Raw genomic sequence first — 17,243 nt, forward strand, 5'->3', positions numbered from 1 at the left:
TATGCTGGGTGTGATTATCGTGGATGACGAGCTGCTGATGCGTATCGGTCTGAAGTCGATCATCCAATGGGAAGATGAAGGCTTCACGATTCTGGGGGAGGCCGCTAACGGGCGCGAAGCACTGGAGCTGGCCGGGACGCACCGGCCGGATCTGATTATTACGGATATCAAAATGCCGGTGATGGACGGCCTGGAGCTGATCCGGGAGGCCCGGCGGCTGGACATCAGCGGGCAATTCGTCATCCTTAGCTGTCTGGAGGAATTCCAGTATGCCCAGGAGGCGCTCCGGCTTGGGGCGGCGGACTATCTGATCAAGAGCGATATGAAGCCGCAGCAGCTGGTGCATGTGCTGGAGACGGTCAAGAAGCGGGCCGTCCGCCTCTCCGTGGGCAGCTCCGCCGGAATGCCGCCCGGCTCCTACAAGGAGAGCATCGAGCATTTGAAGGAGACGCTGTTCAAGGAAGTGCTGAGCGGCTTCAAGGGAGCCGAAGAGGTGCTCGCCCGGCGGGAAGCATTGCACATCCGGCTGCCTGACGGGCCGATGGTGCTGATGAAGCTGCGGATCAACCGGTTCGACCAGCTGCGGCGCAAGTATGTGGAGCAGGACGAGAAGCTGCTGCGCTATTCGGTGGCGAATATTCTGGAAGAGATCCTGCCCCGCAAGCGGGCGAAGGAGATCATCGTTATGAATTCCGCGGAATATGTGCTGCTGCTTGATCTCGGAGAGGAAGGGCGGATTGTCCGCGCGGAGATCGAGCGCGCCGCCGCCAAGATCCAGGCGGCGATGAAGGATTTCCTGAAGCTGACCCTGTCGATCGGCGTCAGCGCTCCGGCCTCCGGCTTCGACAGGCTGAAGCGCGCATACAAGGAGGCCGACATGGCCCTGGATGCACTGTTCCTGGAGAATGGCAGCGGCCTGTGCTTCTACGATCAGGCCCGCAGCAGGCAGAGAAGCGGAGAACGGATGACCATCGACAAGTCTGCCCTGCGCAGATTCAGGCAGGATACAGAGAGCGGCAGCGGGGAGGCGATAGCCTTCCTGAACCGCTTGAAGGAGTCCTTGCTGGAGGAAGGCTGCACGAAGCAGGCGGCGCGCTTAGTCTATATCAGGATGCTGGCAGTGATTCAGTCCTGCTTCCCGGCGCTGCCTGAGCCGAACGAAGCCGGGCTGACCCTGTACGAGAGCATCCTCGGGGAGGAGAGTCTGGAGGGGCTGCACGGACTCATTACCGGTTATCTGGAGCAGTGCAGAGCGCAGATGTCGCAGGGCCATTCCTCCCGGAGCTATGCGGAGCAGGCGAGTGAGCTGATGATGCAGCTCTACGCAGAGGATATCTCGCTGCAGTCGGTGGCGGAGCAGATTAACGTGAATGCCTCCTATCTCAGCCGGGTGTTCAAGCAGGAGACGGGCGAGAATTTCGTCAGCTTCCTGACCCGGCTGCGCATGGAGAAGGCCAAGAGCATGCTCAGGGACAGGAACATCAAGGTCTATGAGGTTGCCGAGCGTGTGGGCTATCCGAACACCGCATATTTCAGCAAGCTGTTCAAGAAGCTGAACGGCATGAGTCCGGAGGAGTACCGGGGCTAGATAGATTGAACTAAAAATTTAAGTTAAAGGAAAAGTGGCGGAGGGGAATTTTGGAACTGTAGGAGCGGTAGCGACCGCCTTTGTCTGCGGATTTCAACCGTTAAAAACGGTATAAAATCAAGAAATCTGCAGAAGGGCAGCGGCCGGAAGTCCAAAACTTCTCTGGAGTCACGGCTAATCCTAAAACCTAAAAAATCATTAGTTCAATTTATATAGTGGCAATTGTCAAAAAAAGAACAGAGTCTGTAAAAGAAGTGCATCCGCTGCGGGTGCACTTTTTGCCGCTTCCGGGGATTGGTCAAAAAAGGGAATGTTTCCGTAAAAAACAGCCATTCCGGGAGCGGCGGGGTTCGCCTACTATTGGAGATGCAGCAGATGCAGCATATCCTAAATGGAAGTTGGGGGTAATTCTAGTGAAGAAAAAAAGATTAGCGGCCGTATTGTCCATCCTGCTTACAGCGGCTACCATGACCGCATGCGGCAACGGTAACGGCAACAGCAATAACAAGGCGGCTGCACCATCGGCAAGCGCGCCCGCAGAGGCGGCGGCTACACAGCAAGCAAGCGGAGAGAAGGCCCAGCTGACCTATGCAATCTGGGATTCCAATCAGGAGAAGGGCCTGCGGACCATCGCCGATGAATTCGAGGCCAAGAACCCGGACATTAAGGTCAACATCGAAGTGACGGGGTGGTCCGATTACTGGACGATGCTGGAGGCCGGGGCTACTGGAGGCTCGCTGCCGGATGTCTTCTGGATGCACTCGAACGAGATTTACCGCTATGCCAGCAACGGCATGCTGCTTGATCTTACGGACCGCATCAGCAAGAGTGCCGATGTGAAGCTCGAGAATTATCCAGAAGGCCTGAACCAGATTTACAATCTGAACGGCAAGCAGTACGCGGTACCGAAGGATTTTGACACGATCGGGCTGTGGTATAACAAGACGCTGTTCGATCAGGCAGGCATTCAGCACCCGGATGAGAATTGGACCTGGGATGATCTGAAGCAGGCCGCCAAGACGCTTACGAAGGACGGGGTCTACGGCTTCCTTGCCCCACTGCATAATCAGGAGGGGTATTACAACTTCGTCTATCAGAACGGCGGAACCATTATTACAGCGGACAAAAAATCAGGCTACGATGATCCCAAGACCATTGAAGCGCTTGATTTCTATATCGGCCTGGTACGTGAAGGATTGTCACCTGAGGTCTACGGCGATGCCGAGCGTGCCGATCTGCTGAAGAACGGTAAGGCGGCCATGGGTCTGTTCGGCTCCTGGAACCTGAGCGGCTTCACGGAGAATGAGTATATGGCGAAGAATTTCGATGTGGCGGTGCTGCCGAAGAAGGAGAAGCAGGCCTCGATCTATAACGGCCTCGGCAATGCCATTGATGCCAAGACCAAGCATCCTGAAGAAGCTTGGAAGTTCGTTGAATACCTGAGCTCCAAGGCAGGGCAGGAGCGGCAGGCAGAGCTTGGCGTAGCGATCTCCGCATACACAGGCGCAGCCGACAAGTGGGTGGATTCCAACAAGACCTTCAACATCAAAGCCTTCGTGGATATGGTCAGCTATGGCGTGATCCGTCCATATTCCAATACAACGGCGGTCTGGGAAGACAAGGCGTACGAAGCACTCAAGCCTGCATTCTCCGGCAAGGTGCCGGTAGAGGAAGCCGCGAAGAATGCGGCTAAGGTGATGAATGAGAGCTTAGCGGAAGAGAAATAAGCTTGAGACATAGGATCGCGGCGACCTGAGGGTGGCCGCGGGTTTGACTGGAAATATAACGATGCGTCCCCTACAAGGACTGCAAATCCTTTTCTGCTTGAGAGGTGAGTCCATGAATCAACCCGTGAAAAGAAGAATAGGAGCTGCTACCCGGAACGAATGGTACTGGGGCTGGCTGCTGATCGCACCCACCATGCTTGGTCTGCTGGTGCTGAATTTTATTCCGATTATCCAGACCGCGTACCTGAGCTTCTTCAAGAGCGGGGATTTCGGCAAAGGCAACATCTACATCGGGTGGGACAATTACAACAAGCTGATTCATGATCCGCAGGTGTGGCATGCTGTAGGCAATACCCTGCTGTATACCCTGCTGGTCGTGCCTGCTAGTGTGGCTATCGCTATGCTGGTGGCCGTCCTGCTGAACGGCAAGCTGGCCGGCCGCTCGCTGTACCGTACGATCTACTTCATTCCGATGGTCGCTGCGCCCGCAGCGGTCACCATGGTCTGGCGGTGGATGTACAACCAGCATTACGGCCTGATGAATTATGGACTGTCCAGAGTGGGCCTTCCGACTGTCAATTGGACGACTGATCCGCGTTTTGCGCTGATGTCCATCGCCATTATCGGCATCTGGAGCGTGATCGGCTACAATATGGTGCTGCTGCTCGCCGGTCTGCAGGAGATCCCGAAGGACTTTTATGAAGCGTCTGATATTGACGGGGCCAGCAGAGTGCGGCAATTCTTCATGATCACCCTGCCGCTGGTCTCGCCAACCCTATTCTTCGTGGTGGTGACCTCGGTCATTCAGGCGATGCAGGTCTTCGATGTGATCTACATGATGATTGATGTGACCAACCCGGCTTATGATCATACCGTATCGCTGGTGTATCTGTTCTATAATAATTCGTTCAAATACTCGAACAAGGGCTATGGCTCGGCGGTTGTACTGGTGCTGCTCACACTGATTATGATCATTACATTCTTTCAGATGCGCGCGCAGAAAAAATGGGTCAACTACATGTAGGAGGGTACAACATGGATAATCCGAAGCGTTATAACCGTATTCTGTCCCACACTGTGCTCCTCCTGGGAGCGGCCGCAATGATTCTGCCCTTCGCCTGGATGCTGCTCACCTCATTCAAGACAGTGACGGAATCGACCTCCATGAATCCTTTCGTATTCATTCCAAGGACCTGGAGATGGGAGAATTACATAGAGGTGTGGCGGCAGAACAACTTTTTGATGCTGTACTGGAATACGTTTGCGATGATGGCTCTGCGGGTGCTGTGCGCGGTGATGTTCAGCGCGATGGCAGCGTATGCTTTTGCCAGACTAAGATTTCCGGGGCGTGACTTCTGCTTCAGTCTGGTGCTGTTCCAGATGATGGTGCCGACCCAAATCTTCATCATTCCGCAATATCTGATGGTGGATGCGCTGGGGATGCGCAATACGATCTTCGCTCTGCTGTTCCCCGGGCTGGTCAGCGCCTTCGGCACGTTCCTGCTGCGGCAGTTCTTCATGGGGCTGCCGAAAGAGCTGGAGGAGGCGGCGAAGATCGATGGCTGTAACATCGGCCAGACCTTCGCCAGAATCATGCTCCCGCTGGTCCGCTCCGGGCTGGTTGCGCTGGGCATCTTCACTGCGCTCTTCTCTTTCAAAGATCTGATGTGGCCAATGATCGTCAACACCAGCTCGGATGCAGCGACTCTCTCTTCGGCTCTGGCGAAGATTCAGAGCGCCTTTGCCGTAGACTATCCGGAGCTGATGGCGGCTTCCGTGCTGGCGATTTGGCCAATGCTGCTCATCTACATCTTGTTCCAGCGGCAATTTATCGAAGGCATTGCCACCTCAGGCGGCAAGCTCTGATGACCCGTTGACGGGAAGCGGCGGTATCCGTCAGAATAGAGGGAGAACGGCTGAAGGAGGGAGGGAAGCCCATGATGGCAAGAAGAATCGGAAGACTGTGCGCCGCTGCAATGCTGCTCTTCGCGCTGGCTGGCTGTGATGCACAGGAGCGCACGGACGCCTCCCTTCTGTCCAGCCAGCTGCCCGGTGAAGATGAACCTGTCACCCTCCGGTACTCCAGCTATCTGCTGGATACGGCCCAGGCGGGCAAGGTGTATTTCGATGCGATTGCCGAATTCGAACGGCTGCATCCCGGGATTAAGATTGAAGCCGACTTCATTCAGAACAACAATTACACAGCCGGAATCAAGATCAGGCTGTTGGGCGGCGAGAGGGTGGATGTATTTGATACGTGGTCGCCCAGCCTGTTCGAGGAATTCCGCGCCTTGCGGAGCGATATGTACCTGGACCTGACGGGAGCTGAATTTCTTAAGGAGTTCTACCCCAATTCCCTGCTCCCGGTCACCATTAATGGCAGGGTATACGGTGCTCCTGAAGTCATGCACAGTGACGGGCTGCTCTACAACAAGACCCTGTTCGATGAGCTGGGACTGGCTGTCCCTCGCACCTGGGACGAGTTCCTTGCGCTCTGCCTGAAGCTGAAGGAGGCCGGGGTGATCCCCGTGGCGATGGATGCGGAATGGTCTACGGCCCAGTTCTTCTGGGGTTCAATCATGTCGGACAACGGGGCGGATGCCGCCTGGACAAAGAAGCTGGAGAGCGGGGAGGTCACAATCAGTGATCCGGTGTTTGTCGATGCGATCAAGAAGCACCGGGAGATTATTGACCAGAAGCTGGTGCCGCCGAACTGGAAGAGTCTGAAGCATGAGCAGGCGAAGGATTTGGTGGGCACAGGCCGGGCAGCTATGATCATTACCGGAACCTGGGATATTCCCAGCATCAAGGAGCGGAATCCGGCGCAGGATATCCGCTTCATGATGGTGCCGGGCAGTGTGCGGACGGTGCCGAACATCAATGTCGGCACGTACCGGGTGATCAGCTCCCGGACGGAGCATCCCGAGGAGGCCAAGCAGTTCGTGGCGTTCATGAACGGCAGGGACACGCAGGAGAAGCTGGCCGCAGGCGCTCTGGCTGTGCCATCCGTCATCTCAGCGCCGACGGACCGGAGCGATTCGGTCTCGTCCATTGCCGCTGCGGTGACGCGCGAGGATGCAACGCTCTATTGGCCGCATACGGTATCGACCGAATCACTCCAGGTGAAGATTCTGGAGGGGGTCAATCAATATTTGGCCGGACAGCCGCTGGAGACTGCTCTAGCTGGCATCCAGCGGGCGATTGATGAAGCCGCTGCGAGGCGGCAGGCCGCCAGGTGACCGGCAGGAGGATATCGGGTATGCTTCGCAGAATACAATCAATAACGCAATTAAATATATAGACTGGAAGGATTGGACCCATGGTTAACTATAGAACAGCAGCTCCGCATGAGCGCGAGGCGTACATAGATTTGGCCAATTATGCATTCCGCCTGGATTTTGAGACATTGATGCCTAAGGCGTACGACAAAGGGCTGGATACTTCAGCGCTGCATAAGGTGGCGGTGGATGAGGCGGGCAGGCTGCGCGCACAGGTGGCCGTTTTTCCAGAGTTTGTGACAATATGTGATCATACCCTGCGAACCGGTTATTTGGGTACCGTCTCGGTTCATCCGCGGGCTCGCGGCGAAGGGCATATGAAGGCGCTGATGAACCTGTGGCTGGAAGAACTTCGGGGTACATGTGATATGGTTGTCCTATACGGACAGCGCCAGCGTTACGAATATTTCGGCTTTACGCTGGGCGGTGTGAAGTTCAAGTATTCCATTGGAGAGGCCAATGTGCGTCATGGCTGGAGGGAAGTGGACGCGGCTGGAATCACCTTCAGCCCGTTATTCAAGATTGAAGGCGGAGCAGAATTTGCGTACAGCATGAACACCTCGCGGCTGGCTTATGTAGAACGTGAGATGGAGCAATTGCCGCTTATATTCAGCTCACTTCATCAGAATGCCTTAGGCGTTCTGGATCAGGATAAGCTGATCGGGTATCTGGTTGTCAACGAAGCAGGTGATGAAGTATCTGAATTCGCGGTGGAGCAGCCTGGCGATATTGCACGGACTCTCAAGGCTTACCGGGAGTATAGCGGGGTGGAAAGGATAACTGTAGATACGCCGGAATATGATCTTCCGCTGAATACGGTGCTTGGCAGCATTGCCGAAGACTTCGTAATCGAGAATTCGGATATGTATCATATTCTGGATTTCGCTAACGTCCTGAAGGCGTACCTTACGCTGAAGTTCAAGACCACAGGCATTGCCTGGGGGGAATTCTCAGCAGTGATGGACGGACAGCCGGTGACGGCGCGGGTGGACGCGGAGGGGGTTACAGTTGAGCGGTCAGCCCGGCCGGATGCCGTGATTCTTGACCGGCAGCAGGCCCAGGCGCTGCTGCTTACGCAGCACAGCCGTTATATGGCCGTACCTGCACCCGCAGGCTGGTTCCCGCTCCCCCTGTTCTGGTACAAGATTGATAAATACTGAGCCATCGCTCTGTGATAATCCCGACCCGTTTCCCCCTACAGTGACTTGCGGAATTCCGCCGGAGTGATGCCGGAGAAGTTACGGAACAGCTTGATGAAGTAGCTGACGTTGTCATAGCCCAGCTGCTCCGCGATCTCCACAATGGTCAGGTTCGTCTGATTCAGGAGATCGCGGGCCTGTTCCATTTTCACCCTCGTTACATACTCAATGAAGGTCAGTCCGGTCTCCAGACGGAATAACCGGCTGAAATGGGTGGGGTTCAGACCCAGGCGCTTCGCCATCTCCTCCATTCCAACCTTCTCGCTGATATGATTCATTACATAACGTTTGGCTTCGGCTACCTCTTTGCGCACATTCTGCTTCCACATGGAGCTTAACATGAGTATCTTATCCTTCAGGAATTCCTCCAGCCATTCCATGAGCTGCTCCAGCGTCTCGAACTCCTGGATCGAGCGCTGAAGCCGCTCACTGTTGAAGTTGTTGACGAAGTTCTGCATGACTACATATTTCAATTCCAGCTCCATCACCATCTTGAGCAGCCAGCTCTTCACACTCTCCACCGGATATTTCCGGTCCCCGATATACTGCTTGATCTCCCTGACCTTGGCCGCAATCTGCAAGCTGTCCTCCTGCTGAATGCAGTCCCTCAGCTGCTGGAGAATCTCCGAATAATGCACGAACAGGTCCTCGCCGCTGGTCTGGACAGGCGCATACTTCATAATCGCTCCCTCGGCAGTATAGAAGCGGAGAGCATGGGAATCCAGCAGCGCCTGAATCTGCTTCTTGATGTCGATCAGACTTGGAGTAGCCTCCCCGTAAAAGAAGGAAATCCCCATCCGCAAATGCAGCTTCGCCATTCTCTGGACATGCCGGAATTTATCACGGAACTCCTCATAAAGATTGCGGACGAGGATATGCGGCAAAGGAATGAACAGGATGAACTGCCGTTCCGTCAGCGCGAACTGGATAATGCCGTCAATCTCCAGGAATTCCTGCAGGACATTATCCATCACGAACTGCAGGTTCACCACTCCGCCGAACCGCCGTTCCAGCTCATAGGAGCGCTCCGGGACGGCCAGTACGGGCAGATACGGGGTGCCTTGGTGCAGGCTGATGCCCATCGCTTCGGCTTGTCCGAACCACTCGGCTTCATCCCAGACCGGCTGCTCCACGAACATGCGGATGAACCTGGTCCGGATGGCGGCGTGGTTCTGGCTGACCAGCTTCTCCATCTGGAGATAGTGGTTACGGGATTTCAATTTCACCTCCAGCCGGGTCACCGCCTCCGTCAATACAGCAATCACCTGATCGATCTGCAGGCTCTCCTTCAATATATATTCGGCTACATTCAGCTTCACAGCCTGCTGGGCGTATTCGAATTCCCCGTGGCAGAACAGGATAATCGTCTGCAGCTGAGGGTTCATCTCCCGCGCCTTCTGGATTAATTCCAGTCCATTCATCGCCGGCATGCCGATATCCGTAAGGAGAATATCCGGCTGATGCAGCTGGCAGGCTTCCCAAGGCCTGTCTGCCGTCCGAGCAGCAAGCCGACAATTCAAGGCCGAGGGTGTCCCAGGGAATCGCAGCGCTTAAATACTCCAGGACAGGATAATGATCGTCTGCTAGTACTACTTTATAGGTCATGAATATCTGCTCCTATCCGCTTCACGGGCATGATTAACTGTACGGCGGTGCGCTGCCCGTGAATGCTCTCAATGTTCATCTCGAAGCGCTCCCCGTAGATTAGCTTGAGCCGCTGGTAGACGTTGATTAACCCGATGCCGTGAGCGGACTCTGCCACGGGCGTCCCGTCAGCACTCAAGGCGCCTATCTCCGCATCCTTCTGCCTGATGTGCTGAAGCAGGGCGGCGAGCGTATGCTCCTCCATGCCCGTGCCGTTGTCCTCGATGTGAATGGTCAGTCTGGACTGAACGAGTCCGATGGTGATCACCACCCGTCCTCCGCCCAGCAGGAACCCGTGTTTGTAAGCATTCTCAATAATAGGCTGCAGGATGAACCTTGGCACCGTCTCCAGCAGCAGCTCTTTGTCCACATGCACCTCATATTCCGTAGGATATCTCATCGTGAACCGCATTAACTCCATATACTGCTTGGTGAAATCAAGCTCACTGGCAATGGAGACGAATTCCTCCCGGCTGGAAAAGCTGGCCCGCAGCATCGCGGAGAGGGAGCCGACAATTGCAGCATTCTCCTCATCCTGTTTCATTAGCAGCTTCAACCGGATCGAGCTAAGCACGTTGAATAGAAAATGCGGGTTAATCTGGGCCTGCAGCATCGCAATCTCCGCCTGGCGCTTCAATTCCTGCTCCGTCTCCACCTGCCTGAGCATCAGCTGCACCCGGTCCAGCATGTTATCGAAGGAGTGCCCGAGGCTGCCAATCTCATCGGTTCCCCGGATACCCGAGCGCACCATGAGATCTCCGTCCTCGACCCGGCGCGCCGCCTTGCCCAGGACAAGCACGGGCTTGGTGAATCTCCGCAGCAGAACAGTAAGCGCGAACAAGAAGCTGACCGCAAATACTGTCTGAATAATCAGGCCGGTCCGGTTCATCCCGTTCAACCGCTCCGTCAGCTGCTCATAGGGAGCGACACTGATCAACCTCCACTTGGCATATTTCAGCGGCAGCGAGAGGAGGAGCTGGTTCTCCCCCTTGAACTTGACGATGTCAGGGAAGGCCAGCTCTTCTACTGGCAGCAGATTGTCAAAGCTAGTGCCTATCAGCTCCTGGTTCCTGTTCGACAGAATGTTCTCCTCTTCATCCAGCAGATACACATCCTCTTCCAGTGAAGCAAACCGCTCACGGATCGAAGCCTCGCTGCGGCTGACAATCAGGTAAGCGTAGGGGGCGGTAGTCGTTTCTTCTCTTAAGGCACGCGCTGTCATGAAGATATGCGGCTGCTCAGCCTTCAGGGAGGTCAGATAATTGTCCTCTGCTCCCATAAATAAGGTGTCATACGGCGGGAGCTGCTCCAGGATAGAGAACCAGCGCCGCTTCAGAAATTGCCGGGGATCATAATCATAGAAGGAATAATCGGAATAGGCATGTCCTTCCTTGTCCAGCAGGGTGATCCGCAGATCAATCGTGTCTCCGGCCACCTGCTCCAGGCGGCTGGTCAGGGTCCGCGCAGCTACGGGATTGGTCTTGGCATCCTCCAGCAGGGTCTTGATCTCCGGATCGAAATGGACGAAGTTCGACACCGACACCATCTCTTCGAAGATCACATCAATCTGCGACTGGACAATTCTCAGGGACTGCGTGGATTTCTCCAGGGAATGTTCCCGGATAATCAGCTTGGAATAGACATTGGTAATATAGAGCATCCCCAGTGCCGGAATGACCAGGCAGGCGATGGAGGTAAGGATTAGCTTTTGCCGGAAGGAGAGCTGACTGAGCCTGTGCTTATCTTTCATTAATATCCCTCCAGTAGTAGACCTTCACAGACTTATGGTACTTGATTCTGCGGTTCGGCTCATCCAATAATTTTTTCAATTTAGAAAAAATAATGCTATACAAAGTTTTCGCCACAGATAAATTCGTTGCATGTGCTATAAAATTTGCGCTTCTATAATAAAGCTACAAACATAAAAAGAGGTGGATAAAGTGGAGGTTATTACTGAAGAGGGGACGGCAAAACGGTCCGGCAGCCCCGGGATAAGCAAGATGCGCAAGCAATCCTTTTACGACAATATTGCAGGGTATTTATTCATTGCCCCCATGCTCATTCTGACCGTAACGCTGGTAATTATTCCGATTCTCCTATCCGGTGTGATCAGCTTCTCGAACTGGAACTTTGTATCCGGGCTGGACGGGTTCGGGTTTGTCGGTCTGGATAACTACACCCGGCTGGTGCAGGACGAGTCCTTTCACCGCTCGCTCTACAACAACCTGATCATGATCGGCGTCGTTCCGGTCGCGATGTTCCTGGCGCTGATACTGGCGGTGCTGATCAACAAGGCAACGTATTTCAAAACCTTTTTCAAAGTGATCTACTTCATGCCCTTCATCTCAAGCTTCGTGGCGATTGCCCTGCTCTGGAGAGTGCTCTATCACCCGAACAACGGGCCGATCAACGGCTTCCTCAGATCTATAGGGTTCGAGCATCCGCCCATGTGGCTGGCTGATCCCAAGTACGCCCTGATCTCGGTCATGATTATTATGGTGTGGACTTCACTCGGCTTCAATATGGTAATCTATCTGGCAGGCCTGCAGAATATCTCACGGGATCTGTATGAAGCCGCCGATGTGGACGGGGCCTCACCGCTCAGACAATTCTTCAGAATTACACTGCCGATGCTGTCGCCTACGTCCTTCTTCCTGCTTATCACAGGAGTTGTCGGGTCCTTCAAGGTCTTCGATCTGATTATGGTGTTAACCGGCGGCGGTCCGGCAGGCTCAACCTCAGTTATTGTTTACTATCTATACGAGGTGGCGTTCGTGAATCTGGAGTCGGGCTATGCTTCGGCGATGGGCATTATTCTGCTGATCCTCATCCTGCTGGTGACCTTGTTTCAATGGGTCGGACAAAAGAAATGGGTCAACTACTAGGAGGTATACACATGCGATCGATCAAGCTTAACCGTGTTATTGTCACCGTCTTCATGGCGGTTGCGGGAATTCTGTTCATTATGCCATTCTTATGGATGCTCTCCGCTTCCTTCAAGCCCGAGCTGGATGTCATGAAATATCCGATAGAGTGGATTCCGGCGAAATGGAATGCGGTGGAGAACTATAAGCAGGTATGGGCGGGAGTCGTGCCGTTCACACTCTACTACTGGAACACGACGAAGGTTACCCTGATGTCTACAGCACTGTCGCTGATAATCTCCGCTATGGCGGCTTACGGCTTCTCCAAAATCATTTTCAAAGGGCGGGATATTCTCTTCCTGGTTGTCCTGGCCACCTTCATGATTCCAACGCAGGCCATTCTGGTTCCGCAGTTCATGATGTACCGCTGGCTTGGACTGTTCGACAGCCATTTCGGGCTGGTGCTGCTTGCCGCCTCCGGGGTGCTTGGAACCTTCCTGCTGAGACAGTTCTTCCTGGGAATCCATGATGAAATTATTGAATCGGCGCGGATTGATGCAGCGGGCCACTGGACGATCTTCATGCGGATTGCCATGCCACTGGTGCAGCCAGCCCTTGCTACCTATATGATTCTCCGCTTTATCTGGACCTGGAATGATTACCAGAATCCGCTGATCTTCCTTCGTTCCGATTCATTGTTTACCCTGCAGCTGGGCATCAGGAAATTCGCTGATTTCAGCGGCGAGTTCTACTCGTTGATGATGGCAGGCGCTGTATCGGCCATTCTGCCGTTGTTAATTATTTTCATGATCGGCCAGAAGCAGGTGATTGAGGGAGTTGCGATGGGCAGTGTCAAAGGCTAGACTAATTACATTACAGGGGGTCAAATCATGTCAAAAGTAAAACGCAATCTATTCATCGCTGTACCGCTGTTATCCCTGCTGGTATCCGGGTGCGGAGGCGCCGGCAAAGCAGAGAAGGAGCCGGCGGCAACGGGTGCCGGAGCAGGTGCAGAACAAGCGGTGACCATTAAGCTGAGTAACTGGTATGCCAAAAAAATGGACAACTGGGATGTCGTGATTGCCGAGTTCGAGAAGCAGCATCCGAATATCAAGGTGGAATTCGCCTCTGCGGAGGATAACAACTCCAACGAATATTATAAGAAGCTTGACCTGGCGGTGGCCGGCGGCGACGATCTGGATATCCTCATGTTCAGTAACATGACCTTCCTGTCCCAGCGGGCAGGGCTCGGCATGATCCAGCCGCTGGATGATTATCTGGCTAAGGACGGCATTAATTTCAAGGATGAATATACAGCGGATACCAGCATTGACGGCAAGGTCTATGGACTGCCCGGCAAGTCCTCACAGGGTCTGGTGATCATCAACGAGGAACATCTGAAAGAGGCTGGACTTGAGCTGCCTAAGGATTGGACCTGGGATCAGTACATGGATTACGCCAAGGCGATGACGAAGAAGACGGGCGATAAGACCCGGTATGGGACCTACTTCCACAGCTGGATTCAATATGGATATGTGGCGCAGACCTTCGGCCAGGCGGTGAATGCGAATCTGACTACCGATGATGGCAAGACCGCCAATATTGACAATCCATTCATGCGCAAGTCGCTTGAGCTGCGGCTTCGGGGAGAAACGGAAGGCTCCGCTACCCCTTATTCCGAAGTGGTCAGCCAGAAGCTGAACTACAGACCGCAATATTTCAACCAAGATACCAGTATGCTTGTCACCGGCTCCTTCCTGATCCCGGAGACTGGCGGAACAGAGACGATTCCGGCCAGCTTCAAGACCGTGTTCGCTCCGCTGCCGAAGATGAAGATCGAAGATCCGATGTCCTCGAACGTGAGCGGGGATGTCCTGAGTATCTACAGCAAGTCCAAGCATAAAGACGAAGCCTACACCTTCATCCGCTGGTTCTCCACCGAGGGGATTGTGCTGCAAGGGAAGAATATTCCGTCCTGGAAAAAAGCTGACTTAAAAGATGTGGTGGACCGGATTATCGCAGGCAGCAAAACCCCGGAAATGATCGACAAGGCTTCGCTGCTCTATGTTCTGGAGAATACTATACCGACTACGGCAGCTACAGCGGTGCCTTATCACGCTGAGCTGGAGAAGGTGCTGCTGGAGGAATTCGATAAAATGATGCTGTCCGGTCAAAGCATCGATGATACTATCGAGCACGCACAGACCAAAATACAGAAGATTATCGATTCCAAATCCTAAGCAGCAGATATTACAGATTAGATAGGAGTGCTGACCGTGCTGTATCCAATAATGACGGAAACCCGCAGTCTGTACGATCTGGGCGGGATATGGAATTTCAAGCTGGACGATGGCTCCGGCTGGGAGGAGAACTGGCAGGCCTCCAAGCTGACAGATACAATCCCTATGGCGGTGCCTTCGGCTTATAATGATCTGGGCGTAAGCCCGGAGATTCGCAATCATGTCGGCTGGGTGTGGTACGAGCGGGAGCTGACGCTCCCTTCGAGCATCCTGAATGAGCGGCTGGTGCTGCGCTTCGGCTCGGCCACCCATAAGGCCAAGGTATATATCAACGGAAGCTTGGTCATGGAGCATTCCGGCGGATTCCTGCCCTTCGAGGGCGTGATTAACGGCTATATCCGGCCGGGAACGAACCGGTTGACGGTAGCTGTTCATAACGTCGTGGATTACACCACATTACCTGTTGGCCTGTACACGGAGACCGAGGGGCCGGACGGGAAGATCAAGGTGAAGAACCAGCCGAACTTCGATTTCTTCAACTTTGCCGGACTCCAGCGGCCGGTGAGAATCTACTCCACCCCGCAGACCTTCGTTCAAGATGTCACTGTCGTAACTGACTATGCGGGTGAGCAGGGGATCGTCCGGTATAGTGTAGACATTACGGGCGAAGCCGATATCCGGGTTACGGTACAGGATGAAGAGGGGAACACGGTCTGCTCAGGGACGGAGCGGTCCAGTACACTGGATATTCCCTCTGTTAGACTATGGCAGCCGTTGAACGCTTACTTGTATATCCTGAGAATCGAACTGCTGCAATCCGGGCAATTGGTAGATGTCTATGAGCTGCCGTTCGGTGTGCGGACGGTAGAAGTGAAGGACGGGCAGTTCCTGATTAATGGCGAGCCCTTCTACTTCAAGGGCTACGGCAGACATGAGGATACTCCGTTCCATGGACGGGGCCTGGATGAAGCGGCGAACATTATGGATTTCAATCTGATGAAATGGTCCGGGGCCAACTCCTTCCGTACGGCGCATTATCCGTATGCCGAGGAAGTGATGCGGCTGGCCGACCGTGAAGGCTTCGTCGTGATCAATGAGACCCCGGCAGTAGGCCTGGACCTTAATTTCCTCGTGATGTTCTCAGGGGGTTCGAAGAAGGATACCTGGGCAGAGGTCCAGACCTTCGGGCATCACCAGCAGGTGATCCGGGAGCTGATCAACCGGGATAAGAACCATGCCTGTGTGGTGATGTGGAATGTAGCCAACGAACCGGCATCTTATGAGGACGGAGCGTACGAATACTTCAAACCGCTGATCGAGCAGCTGCGGGAGGAAGATCCGCAGCACCGTCCGGTGACCCTGGTGACGCATATCGAAGCCTCACCGGCTAACGATAGAATCTCTGAGCTGATCGATGTCCTTGCCTTCAACCGGTATTACGGCTGGTATGTGGACGGGGGAGACCTGGAGTCTGCGAAGGTTAAGCTGCGGCAGGAGCTGGAAGCGTGGAGCCAGCGGTGCCCGGGCAAGCCAATGATGATGACTGAATACGGAACCGATACCGTGGCCGGACTCCATGATGTGGAGCCGATCATGTTCACGGAAGAATATCAGGTGGCGTTCTACCGGGCGAATCATGAAGTCTTCGATGAGTTCCGTGAGTTTGTGGGCGAGCAGGTATGGAATTTCGCCGACTTTGCCACCAGCCAGGGCATCATCCGTGTGCAAGGGAACAAGAAGGGCATCTTCACCCGTGACCGCAAGCCCAAGGCGGCAGCCCACGAGCTGCGCCGGAGATGGACGGAGATCCCGGATTTTGGCTATAAGAAGTAATTTGAACCGCCATGTACAAGCAAGCCTGCAAGCCTTCTGTTAGGGGAGGCTTGCTTTTTTATATGTCCTCCTAGTAGACCGGCAAGCCTTTTGATGCAGAGTTGAATGATTTTAGTGATATATTATAATGCAGAGGGTGGCATAATAATCTTCTACTCTAAATGAGGTGTACAATGAATCGGATTTTACTGGTCGAAGATGATGAGAACTTGGCATTCGGTATTGAATATACGATAACAAGTGAAGGATATACAGTTATTGCAGCAGTTAGTATGGAAGAAGCCAGAAGAGCATTAAAAACAAATACAGTCGATTTAATCTTGTTGGATGTCAATCTGCCTGACGGTTCAGGGTATGACCTGTGCAGAGAGATCCGGGCAACCTCCCAGATTCCCATTATATTCTTGACTGCTCTGGATGAGGAAGCCAACGTTGTTGCCGGTCTTGATTTGGGGGCAGATGATTATATGACTAAACCGATTCGAACCAAAGAACTGATCTCCAGAATGAAGGCTGTATTGAGGCGCAACCATAAGTCTAAGGATGAGGTAAAGGAATGGAGATCCGGTGATATTGAAGTTCGAGTCTTTGAAAGAGCTGTTCTTAAGCATAATCAAGAGCTGTTGCTGACAGGAATGGAGTATCGCTTGGTATTGATGTTAATGACACACCCTAAGAGAATTTGCAGCAGAAGCAGCCTTCTGAATCACCTGTGGGATATGTCAGGTGAATTCGTTGATGACAATACCCTTTCGGTTCATATTAGAAGATTAAGAGAGAAGATTGAAGATAATCCTGCAATACCGAAATATATAATTACTGTTCGAGGGGTTGGATATAAATGGAATGCAGAAGTCATCGGACGATAAC

Annotated in this window: 13 protein-coding genes; 11 read left to right on the forward strand and 2 right to left on the reverse strand. The window is 53.7% G+C overall.

The features are described 5' to 3' along the window. Position 1: 1 nt before the first annotated feature. The 6 genes from NYE24_RS33120 to NYE24_RS33145 all read left to right on the forward strand — a co-directional run bounded on the left by NYE24_RS33120 (position 2) and on the right by NYE24_RS33145 (position 7,753). Positions 2-1,588, forward strand: coding sequence for a response regulator (locus tag NYE24_RS33120; RefSeq protein ID WP_342477675.1), 1,587 nt, complete (start codon positions 2-4; stop codon positions 1,586-1,588). 413 nt (positions 1,589-2,001) lie between these two features. Beyond that, positions 2,002-3,315 carry a sugar ABC transporter substrate-binding protein gene (locus tag NYE24_RS33125; protein ID WP_342477676.1) on the forward strand — a complete coding sequence of 438 codons (1,314 nt, stop codon included), beginning with the start codon at positions 2,002-2,004 and terminating at the stop codon, positions 3,313-3,315. A 112-nt stretch (positions 3,316-3,427) separates the two neighbouring features. Beyond that, on the forward strand, positions 3,428-4,339 hold the full coding sequence (locus NYE24_RS33130; RefSeq protein ID WP_342477677.1) for a sugar ABC transporter permease: 912 nt from the start codon (positions 3,428-3,430) through the stop codon (positions 4,337-4,339). An 11-nt stretch (positions 4,340-4,350) separates the two neighbouring features. Continuing rightward, complete coding sequence (locus NYE24_RS33135) at positions 4,351-5,181, forward strand: carbohydrate ABC transporter permease (RefSeq protein ID WP_076157315.1); 831 nt, start codon at positions 4,351-4,353, stop codon at positions 5,179-5,181. 71 nt (positions 5,182-5,252) lie between these two features. Further along, positions 5,253-6,554 (forward strand): extracellular solute-binding protein, encoded by a 1,302-nt coding sequence (locus tag NYE24_RS33140; protein ID WP_342477678.1) that lies wholly within the window; start codon positions 5,253-5,255, stop codon positions 6,552-6,554. Between the two features lie 80 nt (positions 6,555-6,634). Beyond that, a complete protein-coding gene (locus NYE24_RS33145) occupies positions 6,635-7,753 on the forward strand; it encodes a GNAT family N-acetyltransferase (RefSeq protein WP_076157308.1) in 1,119 nt (372 codons plus the stop codon). Between the two features lie 35 nt (positions 7,754-7,788). On the opposite strand, the gene NYE24_RS33150 is transcribed toward NYE24_RS33145, so the two are convergent. Both NYE24_RS33150 and NYE24_RS33155 read right to left on the reverse strand, forming a co-directional pair. Further along, positions 7,789-9,312, reverse strand: a complete 1,524-nt coding sequence (locus NYE24_RS33150; RefSeq protein ID WP_342477679.1) for a helix-turn-helix domain-containing protein — start codon at positions 9,310-9,312, stop codon at positions 7,789-7,791. A gap of 74 nt (positions 9,313-9,386) precedes the next feature. Then, the gene (locus tag NYE24_RS33155) at positions 9,387-11,186 is read right to left on the reverse strand and encodes a histidine kinase (protein WP_342477680.1); all 1,800 of its coding nucleotides are present in this window, start codon (positions 11,184-11,186) and stop codon (positions 9,387-9,389) included. A 190-nt stretch (positions 11,187-11,376) separates the two neighbouring features. Here NYE24_RS33155 and NYE24_RS33160 point away from each other — a divergent pair, with 190 nt between their 5' ends. From NYE24_RS33160 to NYE24_RS33180, 5 genes are all read left to right on the forward strand, one after another. Next, positions 11,377-12,321 (forward strand): sugar ABC transporter permease, encoded by a 945-nt coding sequence (locus NYE24_RS33160; protein ID WP_342477681.1) that lies wholly within the window; start codon positions 11,377-11,379, stop codon positions 12,319-12,321. Positions 12,322-12,332: 11 nt separating this feature from the next. Continuing rightward, positions 12,333-13,163 carry a carbohydrate ABC transporter permease gene (locus NYE24_RS33165; protein WP_342477682.1) on the forward strand — a complete coding sequence of 277 codons (831 nt, stop codon included), beginning with the start codon at positions 12,333-12,335 and terminating at the stop codon, positions 13,161-13,163. A gap of 27 nt (positions 13,164-13,190) precedes the next feature. After that, on the forward strand, positions 13,191-14,540 hold the full coding sequence (locus NYE24_RS33170; protein ID WP_051493512.1) for a sugar ABC transporter substrate-binding protein: 1,350 nt from the start codon (positions 13,191-13,193) through the stop codon (positions 14,538-14,540). A gap of 36 nt (positions 14,541-14,576) precedes the next feature. Beyond that, a complete protein-coding gene (uidA, locus tag NYE24_RS33175; protein WP_076157296.1) occupies positions 14,577-16,373 on the forward strand; it encodes a beta-glucuronidase in 1,797 nt (598 codons plus the stop codon). Positions 16,374-16,546: 173 nt separating this feature from the next. Continuing rightward, complete coding sequence (locus NYE24_RS33180) at positions 16,547-17,242, forward strand: response regulator transcription factor (RefSeq protein WP_342477683.1); 696 nt, start codon at positions 16,547-16,549, stop codon at positions 17,240-17,242. Position 17,243 lies beyond the last annotated feature (1 nt).

The sequence above is a fragment of the Paenibacillus sp. FSL H7-0350 genome (assembly GCF_038593195.1).
Lineage (GTDB): Bacteria > Bacillota > Bacilli > Paenibacillales > Paenibacillaceae > Paenibacillus_AQ.

Coding starts and splice junctions, on each gene's coding strand:
- NYE24_RS33130 (WP_342477677.1), top strand. CDS start 3,428: ATGAATCAACCCGTGAAAAGAAGAATAGGAGCTGCTACCCGGAACGAA.
- NYE24_RS33155 (WP_342477680.1), bottom strand. CDS start 11,186: ATGAAAGATAAGCACAGGCTCAGTCAGCTCTCCTTCCGGCAAAAGCTA.
- NYE24_RS33165 (WP_342477682.1), top strand. CDS start 12,333: ATGCGATCGATCAAGCTTAACCGTGTTATTGTCACCGTCTTCATGGCG.
- NYE24_RS33180 (WP_342477683.1), top strand. CDS start 16,547: ATGAATCGGATTTTACTGGTCGAAGATGATGAGAACTTGGCATTCGGT.
- NYE24_RS33170 (WP_051493512.1), top strand. CDS start 13,191: ATGTCAAAAGTAAAACGCAATCTATTCATCGCTGTACCGCTGTTATCC.
- NYE24_RS33120 (WP_342477675.1), top strand. CDS start 2: ATGCTGGGTGTGATTATCGTGGATGACGAGCTGCTGATGCGTATCGGT.
- NYE24_RS33140 (WP_342477678.1), top strand. CDS start 5,253: ATGATGGCAAGAAGAATCGGAAGACTGTGCGCCGCTGCAATGCTGCTC.
- NYE24_RS33145 (WP_076157308.1), top strand. CDS start 6,635: ATGGTTAACTATAGAACAGCAGCTCCGCATGAGCGCGAGGCGTACATA.
- NYE24_RS33135 (WP_076157315.1), top strand. CDS start 4,351: ATGGATAATCCGAAGCGTTATAACCGTATTCTGTCCCACACTGTGCTC.